This window comes from uncultured Maribacter sp. (genome assembly GCF_947500985.1).
Lineage (GTDB): Bacteria > Bacteroidota > Bacteroidia > Flavobacteriales > Flavobacteriaceae > Maribacter.
The window spans coordinates 422055-438462 of the sequence record NZ_CANMTX010000003.1; the positions used below are offsets into that span (position 1 = coordinate 422055).

Consider the following 16408-nt stretch of genomic DNA (forward strand, 5'->3'; position numbering starts at 1 on the left):
TTTTTAGTGATGAATTCTAAACTATATCGGTTTTAACGCTACAGTAAAAATTGCAGGCTCATTCTTTAATACCATAAAGCCTTCAGCTAAATCATCTTGTTCCACAGCATACGGATAAAAGGTAATTGGTTCTATACAGACCATATTCGACACCTCTGTCCAAAGCATAAAATGACTAAAACCTTCGGATGTTATTTGTAGCGATTTCTCATCTTTTAAAGTAATAATATCCGTATTTGGCACTTGTAATGCTCTACTACCAACTTCCATAACCTCTGGTATGGTAATATTTTGTTCTCCGGCAGAAATAATAGCATTATTGCTATGCAACATAAATGCAGGGTGATAGCCCAACATAAAAGGCATTCCTTCTTCACCTGAAATTGAAAACGTAACCACCAAGGAATTGTCTACTAATTCAAACGACTTTACAAACTCAAAATCATAAGGCCAGCTCAATTTCTCTGCGGTAGATTTTTTGGGGTATTTTGAATTCAGCACCTCAGTATTTGCTGCATATTTTTTAGAGAATACAGCTTTACTTACTGAGCTTTCCACCAGCTTATATTTCATTTCACGTAGCAGACCGTGCTGATCTTGAGTGGCAAAACCTTTAGGTGTTTTTACTTTAAAATCTGCCTCATTTGTTGGTCCGATCAACGGAAACATTTCAGTATCTACGCTGCGCCACCCAGGATTTCCCTTTTGGTGCATAAATTCATAACCAGAAACTTGGTAACCTACCAATTCTCCCGCTTCAATTGTCACTTGTTGATTACCAACTTTTAATGTTGTTATATTACTCATTTATCAATCTATAAATTAATAATGCTGTTCTTTTCGTTAATGCTTCAATAGTATTCAAATTCACTGTTTCTTCCGGAGTGTGAGCTGCATTACCCATAGTACCCAATCCGTCTAAGCAATCTACATACTCCGCTACAAAAGAAGTATCTGCCGCACCTCTTTTACCCGGGTCGTATGCCAAAACCTCACCTTGTTTTAAATCTAAACTCGCCTTGTTCAATTTTGTCAATAACGCCTTATTACCTTCTGTTGGTTGCATTGCCGGATAACTATCTTTGAAAGTTACTGTTGCAGATGTATGTGGTAAATTGTTTGCCACTACGGTTCGCATGTTTTCTCTAGCGCGTTCTTTTTGTTCTTCAGATATAAAACGTAATCCGCCACGGACTTCTGCTTTTTGAGCCACTACATTGGTCTTACCAAAAACAGTTCCCTTACTGGTCATTTCATCAAATTCTACAAAAGTACCACCAACTAGAGTCCCCGGATTAAAAGTCAATAAATCTTCTCCTCTTACATCTGTATAAAATCCGTTTAAAATTCTCGACATTTCAAAAATGGCCCCTGCACCTGTGTCTTCACTAAAGATACCAGATGAATGCGCTCTCTTACCCTCTACTTCAACTTTCCAACCTGAAGAACCTCTACGGGCAACAGTTGCATAGTTGAAACCAGTAGAGTTTTCAAAACCTAAACCTATGTCACTTCTTTTGGCAGCTTCAATTAAATCGTGTCTACTTTTTTCTAACGGACTACCTGTACTTTCTTCATCACCCGTAAAGGCAACAATAATTTGAGCATCATTTAATAATCCGTTTTGTTGTAGTGCTTTTAGTGCATACAGCACTATAACATCGCCACCTTTCATATCATTACCACCTGGTGCGTGTGCGATAGAATCGTTCACCATTTCAAAAGTTTGAAACGGGCTATCTTCCTCAAAAACCGTATCGAGGTGCCCGATTAGTAATAACTTCTTCCCCTTGGTGCCTTTTATTTCAGCAAACAAATGTCCCGCTCTATTCATTTCTTCGGGCATAGGTATCCAAGTGCTTTCAAAACCGATATCAGTAAATGCGGCAGCAAACTCCTTCCCTACCATTTCAACACCTTTAAGATTTAAGGTACCGCTATTAATATTCACGACTTTTTCTAGAAATGAAATTGCCTCGGCATTATTTTGCTCGATAGCTTTTACAACCTTCTTCTCGTTCTTTGAAAGTTTCTGTGCATTGACGCCTGTCAATAAAAACACAGCAATTAGGGTAAGTAGTAGTTTTTGATGCATGTGGTCTGTTTTACATCAAATTTACCAAAAACACTTAATCTATAACGAGAATAAACCACTTACTATGTTAAGCTCTAGAGTAAAATAAAATGTGGTGCGAATAATTACTATATTGCACCATAAGCAATGATTATGGCAACGATACGAAAATCTATAACCTTTACCGATCAGCAAGACAATTGGATAAAGCTAAAAGTCGAAAATGGCGATTATACGAATGACAGCGAATATATTCGTGATTTAGTCAGAAAAGACCAGCAAGAAAATATGAAATTGGCAGAACTAAAAAATGCCATTGATGAAGGTTTACAAAGCGGAAGAAGCTCATTAAAAATCAGTGATATTATTGAGCAAGTAGATAATGGCAAACTATAATTTATCTGCAAAAGCGCAACGAGATTTAATTGCTATTTACAAATATGGAATTAAATTTTTTGGACAATCGCCCGCAACCACTTACTTGCAAGAGTTAGAAAACTTTTTAATTGAATTATCCGACAGACCTACATTGGCAAAAGATGCTTCAACCATAGCCAACGGATTGAAATTCTATAATTATAAAGCCCACGTCATTTTCTATCAATTCGAAAATGAGAACGAAATTTATATAGTAAGAGTTCTTGGAAAACGAATGAACTTTATTGAACATCTATAGTTCAAACCCTCCCAATACTACTCAAACCGAATAGCTTTCACCGGTGTTATTCTAGTAATAATGTATGACGGGATCAAAAGCATCAATAAACAAAGTAACAACACTCCCGCATTTAAAAGAAGAATAGTCCAAAGATCTATACTCACAGGTATGTACTCAATGTAATATTCTTTCGGGTTCGGGAATTTAAAAATTCGAAACTTCTCTTGAATAAATATAATACCAAGCCCAATAAGATTGCCCCAAAATAAACCAACAACAATAAGATAGGCTGCATTATACAAAAAGACCTTTCTAATACTCCAGTTGTTAGTACCCAACGCCTTTAAAATACCGATCATTGGCGTACGCTCTAATATTAAAACGAGTAACGCGGTAATCATATTTATACCACCAACAATGATCATAATGCCAATGATAAGGGCTATATTAAAATCGAACAAGCCTATCCATTCAAAGATTTTATAGTATTTATCTTTTATAGTTTTAGTATCTAAACTTGCTACCGTTTCACCGTAAATCTCATTCGCTTTTTGATCTATATCATCAAAACTATTCAAGAAAATTTCAAAATTACCAACTTCGTTATCTTCCCATTTATTCATGCGCTGTATATGGCGTATGTCTGTGAAAATATAGAGTCCGTCAATTTCTTCAAATCCGCTATCGTAGATTCCGGTAATAGTAAATTTTCTTTGATTGGGTATTTTATCAGCGGCATCATCTCGCAAAAAAAAGGTAAAGAAAGAATCTCCCACTTTTAAGTTCAAACGATTTGACATGATTCTCGAAATAAGCACATCAGAATTCAACTCTCCCGAATAATCAGGTAAAACACCGTCAATTAAAAACTCATCAAACGGCTCCCAATTATATTCCTTCCCCACACCCTTGGCTATAATACCCTCAAAGGTTTCTTCGGTACGGATAATACCCGCCTTGGTCGCCACAGCTTGTATATGTACAATGCCATCGACCATATTGAAGTCCGGATAAAACTCTTGCTCCGTACTCACGGGCACCACAGAAACTTCAGAATTATTATTGTCGTAATTATAGATTTGAACGTGACCGTTGAAAGCAGTTATTTTTTCACGTATTTTCTCTTTTAAACCACCTCCTGTAGCAATAGCGACCAACATCATTATAACCCCTATTGCAATTGCTGCAATGGCTATTTTTATTATTGGTGCAGATATGCTAATTTTATGCTCCTTACCCTTTATAAGCCGTTTGGCGATAAAATATTCTAGATTCAAATGATGTTATTTTTATCCAATTTCAAAAGTACAGTTTTATTATGGTTTTTGGTATTGGCTACCTGCGGAAACGAAACCAAAGAGCAAGCCATTACCACATCACCAACCAATGAACCCCTAATAGAACAAGAAGCAAAAGAAATTGTGGTCGCCGCCAACCGTACAGAGGTATATGTACCGCTTTTAAAAGGAAAAAAAATAGCTATTGTCGCTAACCAGACCAGCGTTATTTTTAAATCTGACGGGCATACACATTTGGTAGACAGTCTGCTTTCTTTAGATATAGATATTAAACACGTATTTGCCCCAGAACACGGATTTAGAGGGAATTTTGATGCAGGTGAACACGTAAACAATAGTAAAGACATTAAAACAGGACTGGATTTAATATCATTACACGGTAAAAACAGAAAACCAAGTCAAGAGCAATTAGAAGGTTTAGATTTAGTTGTATTTGACATACAAGATGTAGGCGTTCGGTTTTATACCTATATATCAACAATGCAATTGGTGATGGAAGCTTGTGCGGAAAAAGGAATTCCTATTTTAGTTTTGGACCGCCCTAATCCAAACGGTCATTATGTAGACGGACCAACCATGGAAGCTGCAAACACCTCTTTTCTAGGGATGACTGAAATTCCGTTAGTGTACGGAATGACCATCGGTGAATATGCTAATATGATCAATAATGAAAAGTGGTTGGAAGGCGATAAAAAAGCGGACTTAACCGTAATCCCTTTAGAAAACTGGACACATGATATGTTTTACAGTTTACCAATTCGACCTTCTCCTAATTTACCAAATGACACTTCTATTACGCTATACCCTAGTTTAGGCATGTTCGAAGGTACCAACATTAATGCCGGTCGTGGAACGGAGTTTCAGTTTCAGCGCTACGGAGCTTCATTTTTAGATTCAAAAGTGTATGATTTCACCTTTACTCCTGAGCCAAATTTCGGCTCTAAATACCCAAAAGAAGAAGGGAAATTATGCTACGGTAAAGACTTATCTAAATCTGAGCGTATGAATGAGGTAACGATGGATTACATTATTGACGCCTATACTAATACGGTCGACAAAAGTAAATTCTTTATCACTAGCGGATTCACCAAACATGCAGGTAACAACAGACTACAAAAGCAAATTGAAGCCGGAGCTACCAATGCCGAAATAAAAGCAACTTGGCAAGATGACATTGAAAAGTTCAAAAAAATTAGAGCAAAGTATCTACTTTACTAAAGGTTGTTCGCCAGCAATATCAGTCGTTGGTTTTCTATACCCTACAAAAGGATATTTCAGCAACGAGCTTATTTTTGCGTTCTCAACTTCGTCGGGGAATGTGTCTACACCGTAGATGATTTTCTCTCTATCTAAATGCATATAGGTACCAAATAGACGATCCCACCACGAGAATATATTCCCGTAATTACTATCTGTATAAGGCAACACGTAATGGTGATGTACTTTATGCATATCTGGTGAAATAAGCACATAACTTAAAGCTTTGTCTACACCCTTTGGTAGTTTAATATTTGCATGGTTAAATTGAGACAATACTACAGAAAGACTTTGGTACAGCATAATAATACCCACCGGTGCACCAACTACAAAAACACCTACTAAGGTAAATATATAGCGAATGATGCTTTCTAAAGGATGATGTCTGTTCGCAGTAGTCGTATCTACATTATGATCCGTATGATGCACCAAATGCACCATCCACAATGGTTTTACTTTATGCTCTACTAAATGAGCCGTGTAAGCTCCAATTAAATCTAACAACGCCACACCTAAAAACACATATGCCCATAATGGCATTTCTGGTAACCAATTAATGATACCGAAATCATTGGCGACTGCCCAATCAGAAGTTTTTAACAATAAAAATGCTAGTGGAAAATTGATAACTATAGTGGTCAATGTAAAAAAGAAATTAGGCAGCGAATGTTTCCACTTGTTATAGCTTCCATGAAATAAGGGTACAATACCTTCTAGTATCCAGAAAAATGTGATTCCGCCAACTAAAATAAGTGATCTGTGCGCTGCAGGGATCGATTCAAAATATGTTATAATCTGTTCCATGAAATGAGGGAGTAGTTTAAGTTATGTGTCACAAATAAACATTTTAATCACTTAATTATTAAATTCTTAATTAACAATATAAATTATGACAAATTCGTAACTAACCACCCAATATAATAAACTTTTATAGATTTTATAACTTATAGTCGCACTTTTAAAAATCTCATTTCAAACATACAAGGCTTAAGCATTTTCTAAAAATCACAGATTATGGGCAGATAAACGCTAATTTTCAGCCAATAAGATATTGATCTGATTTCGATTGTTTTAATATTATTCTCTAATTCTTGACTTTCTAAAGTAGAATTAATTCTTCCAAACTGTTTTAAATGTTTCAAACACGATGAGCATATCTTTTGTAGGTTTTTCTCCGTTTTCAACCATTACATTTTGAAAATAATCCCAGTGCGCTTTTCTCCATTTTTGAAGAGGATCTATTTCTGTTCCCATATCTAAAGCCGCTAAAGATTCTGACAGTTGATTGAAAGGTATCGTATCAACCTTTATTATTTGAATGATAGCTTGTGCTTTACCATCAAAATCTGTTATAATATGATTTGTACCAATTTGTGGCAAATCAGCTTCTGCTTCAACATACCATTTATATAATCCTGAAGTTGTAGCGGTCTTTTTTCCGTTTGCGGTCAACTCCGCCAATTTATCGGCATCTTCTTTATTATCATGAAAAAACCAAGATTCTGGTAATTCTTCTTTATTAGCTTGAGGGTTAGATTCTATGTAATCGTCCCACATTTTATATACAGAAAAATTAATGCCATTTTCTGTTACTACTTCTTTCTTTGCGTCGTTCTTACAGCTAATAAATATTAAAATTAGAAATATGGGTAAGTGTTTCATAATGAATCATTAATTAATCTATAAGCTTAGTAATTTAAAAGTAATTGCAGCATTTCTGCTACAAATAATTCTCTATTACTACTATCTAAAGTTCTTTTGTTGTACAATAAAACTAGTGCACTTTCATGATCTAAACTTATAAACATCTCAGAGTTGTAACCACCAGTTGCCCCATTATGCCATATAAATTTTTCACTTGGAAAATTATTATTTACATATTCGAACCACCCAGAACAACTCCTAATTTTATAGTAATTATTTTCTTCGTATTCTTTAAATTGAACTTCGTGTGAAAGTTTTATGGCATTTCCTAGAACCGTTTCAGGTATATTGATATTAGCAGAAGCATAAGTCAATAAGTCTTTGGTCGTCGACTTAATAACACCAGCAGAATTTAAGGCATTAAGAGACTTGAAATAATCAGTTTCCTTACCATTAAAAGAATAACCGGCAGACCATTTTTTCTCATCTAATCGCTCAAAATAAGCTGAAGTATTATTTAAATTTAAAGGTGTCAAAAGTCGATTTTGAAGAACATTTCTATAATCTTGGTTATAGTTTTTTTCAATAGCAGCCCCAACCACAGCCATACCAGCATTAGAATATTGCATTTTTGAAAAAGGAACTGAACTTAAATGAAGGTTGTCCAAAAAAGAAAAAAGAAGTCTATCATCATACTCTTCCCAAGCTTTTGAGGCATCACTATAAGGTTTAGCCCTAAAATTTGATGGCATAAAAGGAAAACCGGCAGTATGGCTAAGAAGGTGTTTGAAATTCACTTCAATTCCATTTCTATTAAGTGTAGGCAGATTGTTAGGTAAATAAGCTTTTATATTTGTTTCAATATCCAAATTGTTGTTTAAAAGCATTTCTGTTGCAATTATTGAAGTAAAAGTTTTAGTAATAGAGCCAATTTCAAAAATACTATTCTCGTCAGGTACTATATTAGTCCCCTTTTTAGTTTCTCCATAACCGTAAAAATATGTTTCTCCGCCTTTTAAAATACCTATGGACAATCCAACAGTATTAATATTATCTTTATGATTATTAAATATGTCGTTTACGCTAATATCTATAACAGAAGATTGAGGATTATTTGTTAAATCTGCAGGGATACTGATATTGTCTTTTATACAAGCCGAAAGCAATAGCAACAAAACACATATTAAAATATAATTTGATGACTTTTTCATTTAAAAAATAATTTTAAGTGTTTATCTAACTAACATTTATTTTTAAAATTTATAAAAAATACCGAACGAAATATTGAGTTTACCAGCTTCAAAAAAATTAGTATACCTACCATGATCAAGACCAACTAACCTAGTCCCGAGAAGGACACCAAACGTTGACGATTTCAACTTAAAAATATCATAACTGTAACTCATACCTATTGATGGAGCGAAGCTATGTAAATCAGACCCTTGATTTACTATTTCCCCATTACTACTATACTCGAAACGCTCATAAGACAAATGTGTATGAACGTAATTTCCGGCAATATTCAAGCCTAAACTAGAACGTTCAGAAACTTCATATCGGTAAAGCGCGCCTAACCCAAAAAAGTAGATTATTCTAGTATTCGGATCATAAATGAAGTTTGCTGTTGTTTGCAAAGCAAAATTATGTTTCCCTTTCGTAAAAAAGTCTCTTGAATAAGATATTCCTCCACCAGTTTCTGAAGGCACCCCAACTTGTAAACTTAGGCTTTCCCATGAAACTAATATGGAATTTCGTTTACTTGAATTTTGCAAACTATCATTTTGACCAAGAACACCGGAACTTATAAATAAACAACTTAAATATATTGAAAACTTTATCACTAGAATTTGATTTGATCAAGCAATTATTATAATTGTATAATTTGCTGACAACGAATAAACCAAATAAAAAAGGACTACAAAAGAAGTAAGAAGAAGTTTGCGAAAAGATTAACAGTTTTCAAAAAGCACCTACTCCAACTCAAAAACAACATTTCTCTCTGTATTCGTCTTATACTTCGTCTTCGAGATAATCTCTTTGTTCGTAGCTGAAGAATAGTTTTTATTATTTGGGTTTAGAATATAGTCGAGTTGATGTTCAATCATCTTTTCAAACGGGACTAGGAAGTCCGTCGTATTGCAATGTTCTACCTCACCCTTATTAAGTAAATTCAAAACTGTATAGACAGATTCAATCGTACTAAGACAAAGTGCTTCTGGCTGCTGCTTAATAATAAACTTAGATGCTATACTATTATCAAAACTTACTCTTTTCAATTTTTGCAAATTCTTACTTAGCTTAAGCATTTTACGTGCACAGGGCCAGGTACCATCTAGAATAAAGATATTAGCGCCTTTACCTAAAAAACGATGCATTTCAGAACCATTTCTCTGGGACAAATTAAAACTTTCTCTACCAGGATATAATAAGAAAGAATTAGTATTCCCATTATTCAATATTTCATTAACACGCTCATTGTCTGTAAGGTCAACGCCAACTATAATCTCTGAATTTTCAAGTTGAAGATTCGTCATACACCCTGTACCGTTCCTTTCTTTTTTATACTCTTTTGGGTGCATTAAAATAATGAAACGCGTTTTAGTCTCAATGGTATTAATATGCTCACAAATACAAGTAGTTGAAGGTCTCATGCATTTGTAACATTTTACTCTTGGATTTTTTATTTTGACTTGCAATATAAAATTCTCTTTATTTTTCTAATTACTTCATCAACTTCTTCATCTCCTCCACAATATTAAAAGCAGCTGGGCAAATAGCTACATTTTTAAGGGTAAGATGACTTATTTGCTGAAACTTTTTTCTATCTGTATGCGGAAATTCACGACATGCTTTTGGGCGTACATCATAGATAGAACAGTAATTATCTGCACCTAAAAAAGTACAAGGCGTTTCTTGTAACACAAAATCGTTCTCCTCATCGACCCGTAAATAGGTTTCAATGAATTTCTGGGGTTTCATTCGAAACGACTTTGCAATACGCTCCACATCTGCATTGGTAAAAAGCGGTCCTGTCGTTTTACAACAATTGGCACAGGTAAGGCAATCGGTACGTTCAAATTCCGCCTCATGAAGGTCTTGCATTATATAGTCAAGATTCTTTGGAGGCTTCTTTCTTAGCTTCACAAAGAATTTCTTATTCTCGTTATGTTTTTCTTGTGCCTTTTTAGGCAAATCCCGTAAAACCTCTTCCATGTCTGAAATTAATTCTTCAAAACTAGCGAAGTAGTACCAAAAAGCGAGACTTTTGTAACTAGAAATACAAGAATTTTGAACAAGGACATTTTAGGAACGGCACTTTTAGATTATCAAAACGGAAACTATACCGAAGATATCACCACACATTCATCTCTGCAAGAAGAAGATATTTTGCCACTACCCTATATGTTCAGGAGCTTCAAAGATATGCCAGAACTAGAGCAAAAGGCTTTGCAATTATGCAAAGGCGAAGTTTTGGATGTTGGTTGCGGCGCAGGTAGCCATAGTCTTTATTTACAAGAAAAAGGGTTTTCCGTTACTGGTCTAGATGCCTCTAAAGGTGCTACTGAAGTTAGTGCTATACGCGGACTAAAAAACATTGCACATAATGAACTACTTAATTACGAAGGTGAAAAATTCGATACTATTTTAATCTTAATGAACGGCGTAGGGTTGGCAGGCACTCTAGACGGATTGGAACAATTCTTCACCAAATTAAAATCACTCTTAAAAGATGGCGGACAAATACTTCTGGACTCCAGCGATATTATTTACATGTTCGAAGATGATGAGGATGGCGGGTATTGGATCCCCGATAACGTTAACTATTATGGTGAGGTAAGCTTTAGCATGGAATATAAGAATGAAAAAAGTGAACTGTTCCCATGGTTATATGTAGACTACAATACCTTACAAAGAGCAGCTAACTACAGTAATTTAACATGTGAACTTGTAATGGAAGGTGAACATTACGACTATTTAGCAAGATTGACACATATGAAGTAATAGCGACCCTTTTTTTTCGTTATCCTATTTGTACAAAACGATTATATGAATAAGTTCAAAAGTTTATTGCTAATTAGCATTGTAGCATTTGCTATTTCTTGCTCTAAAAGTTCTTCTGATAATGATAGCTCAGAAGCAAAAGTTGACAAGGCCGCCAACCTACTGGGAACAGGAGATTCTGCAAAAGACATTCTTTCTAACGAAACCTATGACAAACTTCTAATTGAAATAGCATACGTTACCGGTTTTAAACCAACTGAAGCCGCTATGGCAGATTTTACTGAATATCTACAAGAACATACATTTAAAGAAGATATCGAGTTAGTATTCAACGAATTATCTAGTCCTTCAGAAGACGAACTTACCTTACAAGAAATTGCAGATTTAGAAACCTCTAACAGAACAGCCTTTAATACCGGCAGCACATTGGCTATCTATATTTACTTTGCAGATGCACCAGCAGAAGGTGATGATTTAGAAGGTGGTCTTGTAACCTTAGGTGCTGTTTACCGCAATACTTCTATGGTTATACATGAAGCTACCGTAAGAGATTTAGCAAGTTTAAGTTCTTCTATTAGTGAAGCAGATGTAGAAACTACTACCTTAAACCATGAATTTGGACACTTATTTGGCTTAGTAAATTTAGGTACCGATATGGTAAATGATCATGAGTCTGAATCTGAAAATGAAGATGGTCAGCTAGTAGGTGACAATCATTGCAACCAACCTGTTTGCCTTATGCGCGCAGAATTACAATTTGGTGGTTCAACAGGTAAATCTTTACAATCAAGTACTCTTGCACAATATGAAGACGGCGTAAAATCTGGCTGTAGATTATCTGGTACAACCGTTTTAAGTCTGCTACAACAGAATACCGCTAAAACTACAAACACGGTACCTTTAGATGCTGAATGTTTATTGGATATTCAAGCTAACGGAGGGCGTTAATTCGGTATAGAATATTTTAAGGAATATTTAAATACTTATGCGTTTGCAATGACACTTTCCATTTCGGATTTTTCATTACATAGTCAACGATCATAGGTACAACCTTATCACTAACACTCCATTCTGGTTGCAGGTATAAAATACAATTCGCATTTGTTTTCGCGGCTTGCTCTTCGGCAAAAATTAAATCGTGCTTGTTATACACTATAACTTTAAGCTCATGAGCTTCATCGTAAATACGACCTTCAGGTAATTTATTTTTTTTTGGTGAAAGACAGATCCAATCCCATTCCCCAGAAAGTGTGTAGGCACCAGAAGTTTCTATATGAGTTTTAAGACCTTTATCCTTTAATGCATTTGTGATCGGGTTCATATCCCACATTAAAGGTTCTCCGCCAGTAATAACAATAGTATCAGAATACTTTGCGGCATTATCAACAATTTGTTCAATGGCAGTAGGCGGATGCGTTTCTGCATTCCAACTTTCTTTTACATCACACCAATGGCAACCAACATCACACCCTCCAACACGAATAAAGTAAGCTGCAGTTCCTTTATGAAAGCCTTCACCCTGTATAGTATAAAACTCTTCCATTAAGGGTAAATACACCCCTTTATTCACTTTCTCAAGTACCTCCTCATTTTTCATTCGGCAAAGATACGTTTTAGTTGACAAATTCTATTAGAACTACGCATCGGTAAATTCTGTACTCAGGCACGTACTGTTCGTACATTAAATGTTAAAAAGTCGTGATATTTAAGGCTGCACATGTCTTTAGGTTTGGTTAAAAATCCCCTATTTTTATCGAAAATATATAAAATGACCGGTACCGAAGATTTTTTTGAGCATATAGAAAAGGGATATGCTACGAAAGGCGATTACATTAATATGGGCGCAGCTATGCTAAATGGTGAAGCTGTTACTAATGCATTCGTAAAAATTCCGTTAAAAACTTTAAACAGGCACGGGCTTATTGCAGGTGCTACGGGTACTGGTAAAACAAAAACATTACAAGTGCTTGCAGAGAATTTATCTGAAAAAGGTATTCCTGTAATGTTGATGGATTTAAAAGGAGATTTAAGCGGATTGGCACAACCTAGTCCTGGTCACGCTAAAATTGATGAACGTCATGCTAAAATCGGTTTCCCTTTTGAAGCAAGTAGCTTTCCTGTAGAAATACTTTCATTATCTGAACAAGATGGTGTAAAGTTGAGAGCCACGGTTTCTGAATTCGGACCAGTATTATTATCACGTATACTTGACCTCTCTGAAACGCAATCGGGTATTGTTGCCGTAATATTCAAATACTGCGATGACCAAAAAATGCCATTGCTAGATTTAAAAGATTTCAAAAAAGTATTGCAATATGCAACAGGAGCCGGCAAGGCAGAATTCACAAAAGAATACGGTCGTATTTCTACAAGTTCTACCGGTACCATTCTTAGAAAAATTATTGAGTTAGAGCAACAAGGTGCTGAATTGTTTTTCGGTGAAAAGTCTTTCGATGTAAATGACCTAACTCGTATCGATGAGCAAGGTAGAGGCTATATTAATATTCTACGCCTAACAGATATTCAAGACAGACCTAAGTTATTCTCTACATTTATGTTGAGTTTATTGGCAGAAATATATGATACTTTCCCAGAACAGGGCGATAGTGATAAACCAGAATTGATTCTTTTTATAGACGAAGCACATCTTATTTTTAAGGAAGCTTCAAAAGCATTGTTGGATCAAATAGAAAGTATTGTTAAACTGATACGTTCAAAAGGTATTGGTTTGTATTTTGTAACCCAAAACCCAACAGATGTACCAAATGATGTATTGTCGCAATTAGGGTTAAAAGTGCAACATGCATTACGGGCATTTACCGCTAGAGATAGAAAAGCAATTAAATTGACGGCAGAAAACTACCCAGAATCTGAGTTTTACGATACCAAAGAAGTACTTACCTCATTGGGTATTGGTGAAGCTTTGATATCTGCATTAGATGAAAAAGGTAGACCTACGCCACTTGCGGCTACATTACTACGCGCACCTATGAGCCGTATGGATGTCTTGACCGATAAAGAATTAAAAGAGGTAAACGATAGATCTTCACTAGTAAAAAAATATGGTGAAGTAATTGATCGAGAAAGTGCTTATGAAATCTTGAACGAAAAGATTGAGAAAGCAGAGAAATTGGCGGAAAAAGAAAAGAACAAACCGGCTGCTAGAAAAACATCTAGTAGAACAAGCACAAGACAAAACCCGGTGATCAAAGTATTAACAAGTGCTACTTTTATTAGAGGTGTACTTGGAGTATTAAAAAAAGTGATGAGATAGCATATGAAGTTTAGATATACCCTTTTATTAATTTTCTGCTGTGGTTTACTAATAAATTGCACAGATGAGAAGAATACAGATTTTCAAATATCTGGTGATCAAGTTGGTAGATTATCAAAGCAAAGCTTAGCACGTGATATTGAATTAATTTTTGAAAAAGACTCGGTAGTACAAGATACTGTGAAGCTAAATTTCGGTAATGGTGCCAGTAAAATAAAAATTTACGAAAAAGGCGGGGCTTTATTATTGACCTTAACACCAAATAACGATAGCATTGCTACCATACAAAATGTACTGGTCAATGATGAACGCTTCGTAACAGATAAGGGCATTTCTAAAATAAGTACCTTCAAAGAAATACGAGAAAACTACCCGATTAAAAAAATCATAAGCGCTATTAATAATGTGGTTGTTTTACTGAAGGATAGTGATCTATATTTCACCATAGACAAAAAAGAATTACCTGAAAGCCTGCGATATAATGCCAACAGCACTATTGAAGAGGTGCAAATACCAGATACTGCAAAAGTAAAATACATGATGGTCGGTTGGGATTGATATTCTTAAAACCCTAAAATTTGATATCCTTCGGATAATTTTTATACATTTCAAAATTTTATCAGGTGCCAGTATTCCTTCAAAAGCTAATACCTAAATTAATAGGATTCTACTTTAATATGATTGTTTGGTTTTCTCCAAAGAAAGCTGCCTACAAGGCATTTTTAGTATTTACAAAGGTTAGAAAAGGTCGCGTACTTCCAAATCAAAAATCATTTTTAGACCAAGCTAAGCTAGAGGTGTTATCATTAGATGAAAATGAAATTCAAGTATACAATTGGCTGGGAAGCAAAGCAACCGTTTTACTAGTACACGGTTGGGAAAGCAATACCTGGCGTTGGCATAAACTCATAGAAAGATTACAAAAAGCAGATTTCAATATCATTGCTTTTGATGCGCCCGCACACGGGTATTCTTCGGGCAACATGTTACATGTACCGCTTTATGCAGAAACCGTACAGCAGGTATTAAATAAATACAAACCAACAACAGTCATAGGACATTCTATGGGAGGTATGACTGTTTTATATAATGAGTCTTTACACCCAAACAAAACCATAGAAAAAATAGTTACCATTGGTTCTCCATCAGAGTTTCATGAAATACTTACGCACTACAAAAACTTACTAGGATTTAATGGTAAAGTCTTAAAAGCATTGAAAAACTTAGTGTACAACGAATTCCAATTTACAGTAGAGGAATTTTCTAGTTCCAAATTTGTTAAAACTAACCAGAAAAAAGGATTACTTTTTCATGACAGGTTTGATATGATAGCTCCGTACCACGCCTCTGTTGATGTACATAAACATTGGAAAGGAAGTGAATTTGTAAGCACTGAAGGTTTAGGCCATTCTATGCACCAAGATGGGGTAAACGAAAAGATTGTTTCTTTCTTAGAAGGATAATTTCCTATTGTATACAGCACACCCAAAAGTCACTTTTTATTTAAATTTAAAATAAAAATGGCAAAATCAAACAACATACCTCAAATACAAAACGAAGAACAATACCAAGCTTTAGTAGACAAAGGATACAGTAAAGAAAAAGCTGCACGTATTGCAAATACTAAAGATGCGGGAAAGAAAGGCGGTAAAGCTTCTACCTATGAAGAAAGAACTAAAAAAGAGCTTTATGACCAAGCTAAAGAAATTGGTATTGACGGACGTTCCAAAATGAGCAAAAAAGAGTTAATTTCAGCCTTAAGAAATAACTGATTATGCAAAACGTAACACCTTTCCACATTGCCATTCCCGTTCATAACTTAGCGGAATGCAGAACTTTTTATAGAGATATTTTAAATTGCGAAGAAGGTCGTAGTAGTGACCACTGGGTAGATTTCAATTTATTCGGACATCAATTAGTGATCCATTACAAACCTAAATCTGAGACAGAAAGCGTTCACCATAATCCTGTAGATGGTCATGATGTTCCCGTACCACATTACGGAGTAGTTTTACCTTGGGATGTATTTCAAAGCTTTTCAGAGGAGCTGAAATCAAAAGGTGTAAAGTTCGTCATTGAACCATATGTTCGTTTTGCAGGTAAAGTTGGCGAACAAGCTACCATGTTTTTCTATGACCCAGCAGGTAATGCTTTAGAGTTTAAAGCTTTCAAAGATATGGGGCAGTTGTTTGCGAAATAGA

Annotated in this window: 20 protein-coding genes; 10 read left to right on the forward strand and 10 right to left on the reverse strand. The window is 35.2% G+C overall.

Going from position 1 to position 16408, the window contains the following annotated elements; genetic code table 11:
• Positions 1-21: 21 nt before the first annotated feature.
• Both Q0871_RS08280 and Q0871_RS08285 read right to left on the reverse strand, forming a co-directional pair.
• Positions 22-807, reverse strand: coding sequence for an aldose 1-epimerase (locus Q0871_RS08280; protein WP_299320941.1), 786 nt, complete (start codon positions 805-807; stop codon positions 22-24).
• Entirely contained in the window at positions 800-2095 is a 1296-nt protein-coding gene (locus tag Q0871_RS08285) for a M20/M25/M40 family metallo-hydrolase (RefSeq protein ID WP_299320944.1), read from the reverse strand. Before Q0871_RS08285 ends, Q0871_RS08280 begins: the two co-directional genes overlap by 8 nt.
• A 132-nt stretch (positions 2096-2227) precedes the next feature.
• On the opposite strand from Q0871_RS08285, the gene Q0871_RS08290 reads away from it, so the two are divergent.
• Complete coding sequence (locus Q0871_RS08290; RefSeq protein ID WP_299320947.1) at positions 2228-2470, forward strand: type II toxin-antitoxin system ParD family antitoxin; 243 nt, start codon at positions 2228-2230, stop codon at positions 2468-2470.
• A complete protein-coding gene (locus tag Q0871_RS08295; RefSeq protein WP_299320950.1) occupies positions 2457-2750 on the forward strand; it encodes a type II toxin-antitoxin system RelE/ParE family toxin in 294 nt (97 codons plus the stop codon). Before Q0871_RS08290 ends, Q0871_RS08295 begins: the two co-directional genes overlap by 14 nt.
• 17 nt (positions 2751-2767) lie before the next feature.
• Here the strand turns inward: Q0871_RS08295 and Q0871_RS08300 are convergent, their stop codons facing one another.
• Positions 2768-4009, reverse strand: coding sequence for an FtsX-like permease family protein (locus tag Q0871_RS08300; protein WP_299320952.1), 1242 nt, complete (start codon positions 4007-4009; stop codon positions 2768-2770).
• A 3-nt stretch (positions 4010-4012) separates the two neighbouring features.
• Between Q0871_RS08300 and Q0871_RS08305 the strand changes: the two genes are divergently transcribed.
• Positions 4013-5248 (forward strand): DUF1343 domain-containing protein, encoded by a 1236-nt coding sequence (locus Q0871_RS08305; RefSeq protein WP_299321276.1) that lies wholly within the window; start codon positions 4013-4015, stop codon positions 5246-5248.
• Here Q0871_RS08305 and Q0871_RS08310 read toward each other — a convergent pair.
• From Q0871_RS08310 to Q0871_RS08335, 6 genes are all read right to left on the reverse strand, one after another.
• A complete protein-coding gene (locus Q0871_RS08310; RefSeq protein ID WP_299320955.1) occupies positions 5237-6091 on the reverse strand; it encodes a sterol desaturase family protein in 855 nt (284 codons plus the stop codon). The two genes, Q0871_RS08305 and Q0871_RS08310, sit on opposite strands and share 12 nt — an antisense overlap.
• Positions 6092-6397: 306 nt before the next feature.
• Positions 6398-6949, reverse strand: coding sequence for an ASCH domain-containing protein (locus Q0871_RS08315; RefSeq protein ID WP_299320958.1), 552 nt, complete (start codon positions 6947-6949; stop codon positions 6398-6400).
• A gap of 26 nt (positions 6950-6975) precedes the next feature.
• Positions 6976-8142 carry a serine hydrolase gene (locus Q0871_RS08320; RefSeq protein WP_299320961.1) on the reverse strand — a complete coding sequence of 389 codons (1167 nt, stop codon included), beginning with the start codon at positions 8140-8142 and terminating at the stop codon, positions 6976-6978.
• Positions 8143-8184: 42 nt separating this feature from the next.
• Entirely contained in the window at positions 8185-8703 is a 519-nt protein-coding gene (locus Q0871_RS08325; protein ID WP_299320964.1) for a hypothetical protein, read from the reverse strand.
• 198 nt (positions 8704-8901) lie between these two features.
• Positions 8902-9627 carry a tRNA-uridine aminocarboxypropyltransferase gene (locus Q0871_RS08330; protein WP_299320966.1) on the reverse strand — a complete coding sequence of 242 codons (726 nt, stop codon included), beginning with the start codon at positions 9625-9627 and terminating at the stop codon, positions 8902-8904.
• A gap of 25 nt (positions 9628-9652) precedes the next feature.
• Positions 9653-10144, reverse strand: a complete 492-nt coding sequence (locus Q0871_RS08335; protein WP_299320969.1) for a YkgJ family cysteine cluster protein — start codon at positions 10142-10144, stop codon at positions 9653-9655.
• 75 nt (positions 10145-10219) lie between these two features.
• On the opposite strand from Q0871_RS08335, the gene Q0871_RS08340 reads away from it, so the two are divergent.
• Both Q0871_RS08340 and Q0871_RS08345 read left to right on the forward strand, forming a co-directional pair.
• Positions 10220-10933, forward strand: a complete 714-nt coding sequence (locus tag Q0871_RS08340) for a bifunctional 2-polyprenyl-6-hydroxyphenol methylase/3-demethylubiquinol 3-O-methyltransferase UbiG (RefSeq protein WP_299320972.1) — start codon at positions 10220-10222, stop codon at positions 10931-10933.
• Between the two features lie 45 nt (positions 10934-10978).
• On the forward strand, positions 10979-11881 hold the full coding sequence (locus tag Q0871_RS08345) for a hypothetical protein (RefSeq protein WP_299320975.1): 903 nt from the start codon (positions 10979-10981) through the stop codon (positions 11879-11881).
• 16 nt (positions 11882-11897) lie between these two features.
• Here the strand turns inward: Q0871_RS08345 and Q0871_RS08350 are convergent, their stop codons facing one another.
• Entirely contained in the window at positions 11898-12530 is a 633-nt protein-coding gene (locus tag Q0871_RS08350) for a 7-carboxy-7-deazaguanine synthase QueE (protein WP_299320978.1), read from the reverse strand.
• A 171-nt stretch (positions 12531-12701) separates the two neighbouring features.
• On the opposite strand from Q0871_RS08350, the gene Q0871_RS08355 reads away from it, so the two are divergent.
• The 5 genes from Q0871_RS08355 (at position 12702) to Q0871_RS08375 (ending at position 16407) form a co-directional block, all read left to right on the forward strand.
• Positions 12702-14207, forward strand: a complete 1506-nt coding sequence (locus tag Q0871_RS08355) for a helicase HerA-like domain-containing protein (RefSeq protein ID WP_299320980.1) — start codon at positions 12702-12704, stop codon at positions 14205-14207.
• A gap of 3 nt (positions 14208-14210) precedes the next feature.
• Positions 14211-14765: a hypothetical protein gene (locus Q0871_RS08360; RefSeq protein WP_299320983.1), complete on the forward strand. Its 555-nt coding sequence runs from the start codon at positions 14211-14213 to the stop codon at positions 14763-14765.
• Positions 14766-14830: 65 nt separating this feature from the next.
• Positions 14831-15670 carry an alpha/beta hydrolase gene (locus Q0871_RS08365; protein ID WP_299320986.1) on the forward strand — a complete coding sequence of 280 codons (840 nt, stop codon included), beginning with the start codon at positions 14831-14833 and terminating at the stop codon, positions 15668-15670.
• Positions 15671-15727: 57 nt separating this feature from the next.
• A complete protein-coding gene (locus tag Q0871_RS08370) occupies positions 15728-15979 on the forward strand; it encodes a Rho termination factor N-terminal domain-containing protein (RefSeq protein WP_299320989.1) in 252 nt (83 codons plus the stop codon).
• 2 nt (positions 15980-15981) lie between these two features.
• Positions 15982-16407 carry a VOC family protein gene (locus Q0871_RS08375; protein ID WP_299320990.1) on the forward strand — a complete coding sequence of 142 codons (426 nt, stop codon included), beginning with the start codon at positions 15982-15984 and terminating at the stop codon, positions 16405-16407.
• Position 16408 lies beyond the last annotated feature (1 nt).